The sequence below is a fragment of the uncultured Fretibacterium sp. genome, assembly GCF_963544685.1.
Lineage (GTDB): Bacteria > Synergistota > Synergistia > Synergistales > Aminobacteriaceae > CAJPSE01.
In genome coordinates this window covers 22,567-31,311 of record NZ_CAUUGJ010000014.1, presented here as the reverse complement: position 1 = coordinate 31,311, position 8,745 = coordinate 22,567, and the positions used below count along the sequence as shown (strand labels likewise).

Below are 8,745 nucleotides of genomic sequence, written 5' to 3'. Positions count from 1 at the left end.
GCGCAGCTGCGCGGCCAGGGCGGCGACCTCCCCGGCGTAGGCGTCCAGGGTCGAGGCCGAATGCCCCAAGGGGGCCGACCGCAAAACCAGGAGCCGAACGGAGCGCTCCGCGGCCGCCCGAACCAGCCGCTCCAGCAGGGCCTGACGGCCGATGCTGCGCGCGACAAGCTCCTCGTTCGTGACGCTGTGCAGGGTCAGGAGCGAGGGAAAGCTCAGGTTGTTCAGCTGCACCGCCCCAAGCTGCCGCGAGAATTCGACCGCGGCCACGGGAACCCCTCGTTTCTTCGGCTCGGCGGCGATGGGCCCCACGTCGGGATACCCCGTGACGCTCTCCCCCAAGGGGGTGACGGCGGCGATGGGATAGGCGTCCAGGACCTCGCCCAGCAGCCTGGCCGCCCCTTTCGTCTGCCACCCCAGGGAGGGCGCCGGCCTGTAATAGAGGGGCAGCCCCGACCGCACTCCGGCCTCGAGCCCGGATATATCCGGAAGGATCCCCACGGTCCGCAGCATGATGAGCGGGACGGGGAGAAGGACATCGCCGCCCTCCGCGCCCTCCCCCACCGCCTTGAGCCTCAGCCACTCCCCGGCCCTGCCGGCCTGAGGGAAGCCCTCCTGGACGGAAAGGCGCGTCAGCGCCGCGCCGTTTCCGCCGCCATGCACCGCCGCTGCGGCGACGGGACCGACCCCGTTGGCCGTGTCCTCGCCCGTCAGCTCGCTGACCATAAGCCCGCGCAGCCCCTTTTCCTTCAGAAGGGCAAGCGCCCCGTCGACGGACACCCCGGCCCCGAGGGCCAGAGGAACGATATCCCTGAAATCCGCGATGATCGCGACGTCCCTGTCCCCGCGCTCCAGACGCCAACGCGGCAGAAGCCCCCACCCGGCGCACCCCAGGATCACGGCGGCCACCATCCCCGCAAAAAGACGACAGGATAACCTCAAGCCCCAGCACCTCCGCAAAAACAAAAATGATCCTCCGCTCAGAGCCCGGACCACAGGCGTTCCAGGCTCAGCCCCACGGATTCCAGCAGCATTCCGAGACGACAGAGGGGGAGCCCGACGACGTTGAAGTAATCCCCATCGATGCCGCTCACCAAAAGGGCGCCCCGGCCCTGGATGGCGTAGGAGCCCGCCTTGTCCATCCCCTCGCCGGTGGCGGCATACGCGGCGACCTCTCCGGGGGTCAGGGGACGGAAGCACACCTCCGTCCTCTCGACGGCGGAGGCCGTGCGCCCGTTCCACCGCAGCGCGACCCCGGTCAGCACCTCGTGCCGGCGTCCCTGCAGGCGGGCCAGCATATTCCGGCTCTCGCCGAGGTCCGCGGGCTTCCCCAGGACCCGCCCATCCACCACCACGATGGTATCCGCGGCCAGGACCAGCACGCCCTCCCCCACCTCGGGGGCCTCCGCCTTCAGACGCGCCAGACGCTCACAGAGCGCCTCGGGGGCCTCGCCCGGCAGCGGGGACTCGTCCACCCTGGGGGCCGTCCACTCGAAACGCCAGCCGAGGTCCGCCAAAAGCGCGCGGCGTCTGGGACTGCCCGAGGCCAGGAGGATGGAGAGAGGTCCGTTCCCGATCCCCATGGACTAAAACCCCAGCCCCACGCTGGAGACGATGACGAAGATCCCCAGGATCAGACAGTACAACCCGAAATAGACCCACCGGCCGGAGAGCACGAGCCGGCGCAGCAGGATCAGGGCCAGCCAGCCCAGGACGAAGGCCGCGAGGGCCGCCCAGACCCAGCCCTCGGGCAGGGAGCTCAGCCCCCCGCTTTTCCGGAGCTTCATGGCCTCCAAAAGGGAAGCGCCCAGGATGGCGGGGATCGAGATCAGGAAGGAAAAACGAAAGGCCTCGGCGACGGCCAGCCCCAGAAAGAGCCCCGCGGCTATCGTGGTACCGGAGCGGGAGACGCCGGGGAAGACGGACAGCCCCTGCGCCAGCCCCACCAGGAGGGCTGTTCCGAGATACGGCCTCCTCTCCCCTTCCGGGAAAAGGGGGACGAGGAACAGCAGCCCCGCCGTCACCAGGAGGCCGCTCCCGACGGCGATCTGAGACTGCATCGCGGACTCGACGGCCCCCTTGAGCGGCAGGGCCGCGGCCCCCGTCGCCGCGGTGGCCGCGAGGACCGCCCACCCGTACCGCCAGCCCTCCTCACCGCGGGCGCTCCGCCGGACGCAGCCGCGGAACCACCCCGAAGCCAGGACGCAAAGATCCCGCCGGAAAAAGATCAGGACGGCGAGCAGCGTCGCGCAGTGCAGCAGGAGGTCGAAGGCCAGCAGCCCCTCTCCCCCCAGCCCGAAGCGGTTCTGAAGCAGGGCGAGGTGCCCGGAGCTGCTGACGGGAAGGAACTCGCACAGCCCCTGCACGACGCCAAGGATAAAAGTCTCCCAACGGAAATTCAGCATGACCATCCAGCTCTCCGAATCTCAATTTGGCTCTGCAATTCGCGCCCCCTAAAAAGGGGGAGGGGCCTGAGCCTAGAAAAACTCCTTCTCCAGCCAAGTCTCGTCGGTCGAGGACTCCCGCCCGGCGATGGAGACGATCGGCAGCACCACGGCATAGGAGGAGCTGCGCCGTCTCAGGACGTCCCGGACCCGGCTCCTTATCCCCCGCGCCACGGCCTCCGCGTCGATGTTCGGGGCCCCGGCAAACTCCTTGAGCACCCGCTCCGCAGCGGCACGGATCTCATCGAAGACCCGCTTGCGGTCGTCGGAGATGAAGACGCCCTGGGTCTCGAGGGCCAGGGGGGCCATCAGGCCGCCGCGCGAGTCGAGCGCCGCGGCGATGACGAGGACGCCGTCCTCCGCCAGGTCCCGGCGCTCCTTCATCACCGTGCTCTTCAGCCCGCCGACCGCGTTTCCGTCGACCAGAACGGCTCCGGACTGAACGTGGTCCTTCAGGCGGGGCTTCGCCCCATTCGAAAAACTCAGGACGTCCCCGTTCCCCATCACAAAGACGTTGCGCCCCGGGATCCCCACCTCCTGCGCGAGCTGGGAATGGCGCACCAGGTGGCGGTACTCCCCATGGATCGGGACGAAGTACTGGGGACGCACCAGGTTGAGGATGATCTTCAGCTCCTCGGACGAGGCGTGGCCCGAGACGTGGGTCTGCCGGTCCTGTTCGTAAACGACCTCGCAGCCCAGGGCGAATAGGCGGTTGATCGTGTTGTTTACCAGCTTCTCGTTGCCGGGTATGACGGAGGCCAGCAGGAACACGGCGTCGTGGTCCCCCAGGGAGACCTGCCGATGCTCGCCCCGGCTCATCATGACGAGCCCGGAGAAGGGTTCCCCCTGGCTGCCCGTCGTCAGGATCACCAGCTGATTGTCGGGCACCTTGCCGATGTCCTCGATCGGCACCATCATCTTCTTGTCGATCTTCAGATACTCCAGCTCCCGGGCCAGTTCCACGTTGCGCACCATGCTGCGGCCCAGGAAGGCGATCTTGCGGTTGAAGCGCATCGCTCCGTCCACGACCTGCTGGATGCGGTGCACGTTGCTGGCGAACGAGGAGATGATGATGCGCCGGGTCCGATAGTTGCGGTACAGCTGCTCCAGGGTCCCGCTGATGATGCGCTCCGACGGGGTGAAGCCCTTGCGCTCCGCGTTGGTGGAGTCGGACGCCAGGAGCAGGACGCCCTTGTCCCCCTCCTCCGCGAACGCCCCGTAATCCGTCACGCGCCCGTCGATGGGGGTGGAGTCGAGCTTGAAGTCCCCGGTGTGGACGATCCGCCCCAGGGGCGTCTCGATCGAGAGGGCCACGGCATCAGGAATGGAGTGGCTGACCGCGATGAAGCGGACGCTGAACGGCCCGATCCGAATGACGTCGCCCGCCTTGACCTCGTTCATGCGCGTCTTGAGGGTGGGCTGATCCTCCTTGAGCTTATTCCCGATCAGCCCCAGCGTCAGACGCGTCCCGTAGAGCGGGACGTTGAGGCGCGGCAGCACGAAGGGCAGAGCCCCCGTATGGTCCTCGTGCCCATGGGTGATGATGATCCCCAGCACCTTCTCGCGATTCGCCTCCAGGTAGGAGATGTCGGGGACGATGTAGTCGATCCCCGGCAGCTCCTGGTCCGGAAACATCAGGCCGCAGTCGACCACGATGATGTCGTCGCCGTACTCGACGGCGTACATGTTCTTGCCGATCTCCCCCAGGCCGCCCAGGGGGATGAACTTCAAGGATGCGTTCTTCTCGCGGCCTGCGGCGGAAGCCCTGCTCCTGCGCCGCGGCCTTGCAGCTTTTTCAGCCATTGATCAGGTTGTCCTCCAAAAATATCGATAAAATATCCTCATAAAAATATCATCTTACTTTGAATCCAGATCGTTTGCAGGCGATCAACATACCACCAACGAGTGTAACGAGTTGAGTGGGTCGTTCAGGGGCTTCATCAACGAGCAACGCGAGTTGTGCCCAAGCACCCAAAAGGCGGGGCATGCTATGTCGCTCACTTAGTTTCTTCATCAGTTGCGTCGATCGTTTAGCAGCCTCGCCGGGGGCTTCATCAGGTGCTCCGGCAGGCGTACAAAGGAGTACGTCGAGCCGAAGGGTTGCGAAGCAGCCAGGCTGAGCCCAAGCCTTCCGCCTAAACGCAGCATGCGAATGATCTGGATTTCAAATTATCCGCACACCCAAGGGGCCCCCGCCGTATCCTCCGACAGGGGCCCCTCAGCACGGTATGTGTCATTGTATCGCAAAAGACGTCCGCCTCGCAAGGAACACCCCGACAGTTCAAGTCCAAAGACGCCGGGGGCGATCCCGAAAATCAGCGGCGCCTGCCGAAAAGCCTCAGGAGAAACAGAAAGATGTTGATAAAGTCCAGGTAGAGATCCAGGGCGCCGACGATGGCCAGCTTGTGCGCGCCCTCGTTGCCCTCCACGCCGTCGAGCTCGCCCCCGATCTGGAGCAGCTTCCGCGTGTCCCAGGCCGTCAGCCCCAGGAAGATCACGACGCCGAAGATGCTGGTGACGAACTCCACCATCGTCGATTTCATGAAGAGGTTGATGAGAATGGCCAAGACCAGGCCGAACAGCCCCATCGTCAGGAAGCTCCTCCAGGCGGTGAGATCGCGCTTGGAATAGAGCCCGTAGACGCTCATGAGCCCGAACATCCCCGCGGTCGTCAGGAAGGCGCTGAACACCGACTGCCCCGAGTAGATCAGCAGGACGCCGGAAAGGTTTATCCCGTTCAGCAGACTGTAGATCACGAACAGCACCGAGGCGGTCCCCGCCGACAGACGGTTGATCCCCGCAGAGATGGCGATCACCAGAAGGAACTCCAGCCCGATCAGGCCGAACAGCACATAAGGCGAACCGAAGACCAGCCGCAGCATGGTTCCGCTGGATGCGGTCACGTGCGCCATCACCGCCGTGAGGATCAGCCCCGCCGTCATCCAGTGATACACCTTGCGGAAGAAAGCGTTGACCACCTCCATACGGGTGCTCTGAGCGGACAGGACGACGCCGTCCCGAATATTCTCCATCACGATTCATTCCTCCTCCCTTTCCCTATACCTACGACAACCGAATAATGTGCGCCGCAAATCTTTTCGTAATATGCTTTTTCCAAGCGGTTTCTCTCATTGTACCAGAAAATCCCCGCGCTCCAAGCGGAAATGACGCAGACGGCCATGGGGCGTCCCGCGGTCGGGACGCCCCATGGTATTCCAGGACACGCTCCGGTCCGAGACATGAGGGGCAGATGCGCCCGATGAAGCCGGTCCGCACGGGGGCGGCTTCATCCTGTACAATAAAAGGAACGAACGGGAGCCGACGCAGGCTGCCTGAGAAATTTTTCCGCGGCCCGGGAGGCCGGGGCTAGGGAGGGCTGAACATGGAGGGGTCCCGAGTGGGCGCGGCGGGCTCGCAGAAGATCGTCCTTCTCTGCTCCGACCTCGAGGTCGGGGGCATCCAGCGCGTCGTCGTCAACTTGGCCAACGGGCTGGCGGAGAGGGGGATGGACGTCGTCTGCGCGGTCCTGCGCCGAGGAGGCGCATTCCGTCCGCTCCTCTCGCCGAGGGTCCGAGTGGACGAGCTGGGCTGCACCAGCCAGCCCCTCGCCCTGCTCCACCCCGGCTCGAAGCTGGCCGCCTGTCTCCGGACCGAGGGGCCGGGGACCGTGGTCTCCTTCGGCCACATGACGAACCTCCTGGCGGCGTGGAGCAGGATCCTGAGGCGCCTTCCCTTCCGCCTGGTGGCCTCGGAGCACAGCACCTTCGGCGCGCGCATGGCGAACGACGCCCCCTTTCACCGCTGGCGCCGCAGCATGCGCGCCCGGTTCCTCTACCGCCAGGCGGAGTGCTGCGTCTGCGTATCCCGGGGCACGGCGGACGACCTCGTGCGACTCGGCATCGTCCCGCCGTCGAAAATCCGGGTCGTGTACAATCCCATCGTGGACGCCTCCCTGAGGGCCGCGGCGGCCGAGCCCGTCGGGCATCCCTGGCTGCGTCCGGGGAGCGCGCCCGTCCTTCTGGCGGTCGGACGCCTGATTCCGCTCAAGGGGTACGACGACCTGCTGCGGGCCTTCCGGATGCTTACCCGGGGCACGGAGGCAAGGCTCGTCCTGCTGGGGGACGGTCCGGACAGGGGGCGTCTCGAGGGCCTGGCGTCGGAACTCGGCATAGCGGAGAACGTTCACTTCGCGGGCTTCGAGCCGAACCCCTACGCTTGGATGGCGAGAGCCGCCGCGCTCGTGCTCTCCTCGCGATGCGAGGGGTTCGCCAACGTCCTCGTGGAGGCACTGGCCTGCGGCGCCAACGTCGTCTCGACGGACTGCCCCAGCGGCCCGCGGGAGATTCTGGAGGGGGGGCGATGGGGGCGGCTGGTCCCCGTCGGCGACGCGGCGGCGATGGCGGAGGCCATGCGCGGGACGCTCCGGGCCCCGCTCCCCCGAAAGACGCTCCAGACCGCGGCGGAGCGGTTCTCCGTGGAACGCTCCGTGTCCGCCTGGCAGGACGTCCTCCTGGGCCGGACCCGGAATTCGTGACGACAGGAAAAGAGGTACTCGACCGATGAGCATCGTTCGTCCCCGGGACGGGGACAGGGTTTTGTGGATTCGTTTCAGCGCGTTCGGCGACGTGCTCCAGAGCGCGGCCTCGGCCTGCGCCTTCAAGAGGGCCTACCCCGGCGTCAGGCTGACGTTCCTGACCCGATCCGAGTACGGAGACATCCTGGGGAAACAGCCCTACATCGACGATCTTCTTTTCTGGAACGTCAGGAAGAGCCCCTGGGATTTCTTCCGGCTCCTTCGGAGCATCCGCGGACGCTACCAGTGGCTGATCAGCCTGCACCGCGGAGGCGCCGCCGCCCTGACGGCGCTCTTCAGCAAGGCCCCCATCCGGCTGGGCTACAACAGCGGCATGCAGTTCGCCTACACCACCACCCACTGGGAGTACCTGGACGCGCTGGGAGTGGATTTCACCAGCCGCCCCGAGCCCGCGATCTTCGCCGCGGAGGAGGACCTGGAGCGGGCGCGCTCACTTCTGGCCCCGCTCCCCCCAAGGCGTCTCCTCGCGATCATCGGGGCCAGCAAACCGCAGAAGTTCTGGCCTGTCGCCCATTGGATCGAGTTTCTGCGCCCCCTGGCCGCCGGGGGATGGGGCATCGTCCTGAACGGACACGGCCCCAGGGAGGCGGAGACGGCGGGCGCGATCGAGGAGGCGCTGCGAAGCCCCTCCGTCCTGAACCTCGTGGGACGCACGCCGTTCCCCCTGATGGCGGCCGTCGCCAGGTCCTGCACGGCCGCCGTCGGGAACGACACCGGCCCGCTGCACCTCGCGGCCCTGACGGGGACTCCCACCCTGGGCTTTTTCGGCGTCACGGACGCCTGGGAGATGAACTTCCGGATGCCGTGGTTCCGGGAGGTCCGGGTGAGCTGCCCCCTGGCGGGCTGCCGGAACTACGCCTGCCCCCAGGACTGCCTGGCGGACATCACGCCGGACCGGGCGCTCGCGGCCTTCGGGGAGCTGGAGGCGCTTTATCATCTTGACAGGGAACAGGTCCAAACCTATAATCAAATCAATTAAAAACCAGCCAGATTCCGCCCATGTATAATGGGGATAACGGGTCTGGCTAATTTTTTTAACTTAAAATGGGAGGGACGGCAAGGATGTCAACCGAACCCGTAAAGTCCAGGGTGGCGTTATTCATCGATTTCTGGAATTTCACCCTGAACATGAAAAAACTCGACGAATCTTTTTTGATCGACTGGTTCAAGATCCCCTCCGCCTTCATACAATACCTTCGAGGCAGACGGTTGGACGGCTTGTCCGATGCGTTGGAATATGCCGGTTGTGAGGTCGTCGGCTCCTACTCCCCTCATGAAGTCTCTCTGTGGAACTGGTCCAGGACGACGCTTCAGAAGATCAACGGATTGACGAGCACCTTCCTTCCTCGACAGAAGATGGAACAAGGTCCTGTCTGTACCGGGGCCGAGCATCATGAAGTCCCATCGTGCCCGCAATGCGGAAAGCCGATGTTGGGATACAAGGAAAAAGGAGTGGACAGCACTCTTGTGACGCTGATGCTGAAAAAGGCTTGGCTGAACAACTACGACGTTGCCCTGTTGGTATCCTCCGACAGGGATTTTATCCCCGCAATAAGTTTCCTGCAAGATCACAACAAGAAATGTGTTCAGGCCAGCTTTCGCGGTTCCGGCTATGAGCTGGCCCAGAGTTGCTGGGTCTCCATCGATATAGGGGATTTTTATGCCGACTTCAAACGCGGGAATTGACGCCGCGTCCCAAAGCGCTCGATC

The 8,745-nt window shown here is 65.0% G+C and carries 8 protein-coding genes; 3 read left to right on the top strand and 5 right to left on the bottom strand.

Translation table 11 applies throughout. The features are described from left to right. The 5 genes from ABLA28_RS02665 to ABLA28_RS02645 all read right to left on the bottom strand — a co-directional run. Positions 1-939: DUF5693 family protein (locus tag ABLA28_RS02665; protein WP_347712390.1), on the bottom strand; the 939-nt coding region annotated here is incomplete at its 3' end. 38 nt (positions 940-977) lie between these two features. Continuing rightward, entirely contained in the window at positions 978-1,580 is a 603-nt protein-coding gene (locus tag ABLA28_RS02660) for a Maf family protein (protein WP_347712389.1), read from the bottom strand. 3 nt (positions 1,581-1,583) lie between these two features. Further along, entirely contained in the window at positions 1,584-2,402 is an 819-nt protein-coding gene (locus tag ABLA28_RS02655; protein ID WP_347712388.1) for an undecaprenyl-diphosphate phosphatase, read from the bottom strand. 72 nt (positions 2,403-2,474) lie between these two features. Then, complete coding sequence (locus ABLA28_RS02650) at positions 2,475-4,244, bottom strand: ribonuclease J (protein WP_347712387.1); 1,770 nt, start codon at positions 4,242-4,244, stop codon at positions 2,475-2,477. A gap of 512 nt (positions 4,245-4,756) precedes the next feature. Further along, complete coding sequence (locus ABLA28_RS02645) at positions 4,757-5,473, bottom strand: Bax inhibitor-1/YccA family protein (protein ID WP_347712391.1); 717 nt, start codon at positions 5,471-5,473, stop codon at positions 4,757-4,759. 350 nt (positions 5,474-5,823) lie between these two features. Between ABLA28_RS02645 and ABLA28_RS02640 the strand changes: the two genes are divergently transcribed. The 3 genes from ABLA28_RS02640 to ABLA28_RS02630 all read left to right on the top strand — a co-directional run bounded on the left by ABLA28_RS02640 (position 5,824) and on the right by ABLA28_RS02630 (position 8,721). Continuing rightward, positions 5,824-6,975, top strand: coding sequence for a glycosyltransferase (locus ABLA28_RS02640; protein ID WP_347712386.1), 1,152 nt, complete (start codon positions 5,824-5,826; stop codon positions 6,973-6,975). 25 nt (positions 6,976-7,000) lie between these two features. Then, the gene (locus ABLA28_RS02635) at positions 7,001-8,014 is read left to right on the top strand and encodes a glycosyltransferase family 9 protein (RefSeq protein ID WP_347712385.1); all 1,014 of its coding nucleotides are present in this window, start codon (positions 7,001-7,003) and stop codon (positions 8,012-8,014) included. An 83-nt stretch (positions 8,015-8,097) separates the two neighbouring features. Further along, a complete protein-coding gene (locus tag ABLA28_RS02630) occupies positions 8,098-8,721 on the top strand; it encodes an NYN domain-containing protein (protein WP_347712384.1) in 624 nt (207 codons plus the stop codon). Positions 8,722-8,745: the final 24 nt, after the last annotated feature.

What these genes read in the sequence shown, in the direction of transcription:
- ABLA28_RS02640 (WP_347712386.1), top strand. Translation starts at nt 5,824, where the DNA reads ATGGAGGGGTCCCGAGTGGGCGCGGCGGGCTCGCAGAAGATCGTCCTT.
- ABLA28_RS02650 (WP_347712387.1), bottom strand. Translation starts at nt 4,244, where the DNA reads ATGGCTGAAAAAGCTGCAAGGCCGCGGCGCAGGAGCAGGGCTTCCGCC.
- ABLA28_RS02645 (WP_347712391.1), bottom strand. Translation starts at nt 5,473, where the DNA reads ATGGAGAATATTCGGGACGGCGTCGTCCTGTCCGCTCAGAGCACCCGT.
- ABLA28_RS02655 (WP_347712388.1), bottom strand. Translation starts at nt 2,402, where the DNA reads ATGCTGAATTTCCGTTGGGAGACTTTTATCCTTGGCGTCGTGCAGGGG.
- ABLA28_RS02635 (WP_347712385.1), top strand. Translation starts at nt 7,001, where the DNA reads ATGAGCATCGTTCGTCCCCGGGACGGGGACAGGGTTTTGTGGATTCGT.
- ABLA28_RS02660 (WP_347712389.1), bottom strand. Translation starts at nt 1,580, where the DNA reads ATGGGGATCGGGAACGGACCTCTCTCCATCCTCCTGGCCTCGGGCAGT.
- ABLA28_RS02630 (WP_347712384.1), top strand. Translation starts at nt 8,098, where the DNA reads ATGTCAACCGAACCCGTAAAGTCCAGGGTGGCGTTATTCATCGATTTC.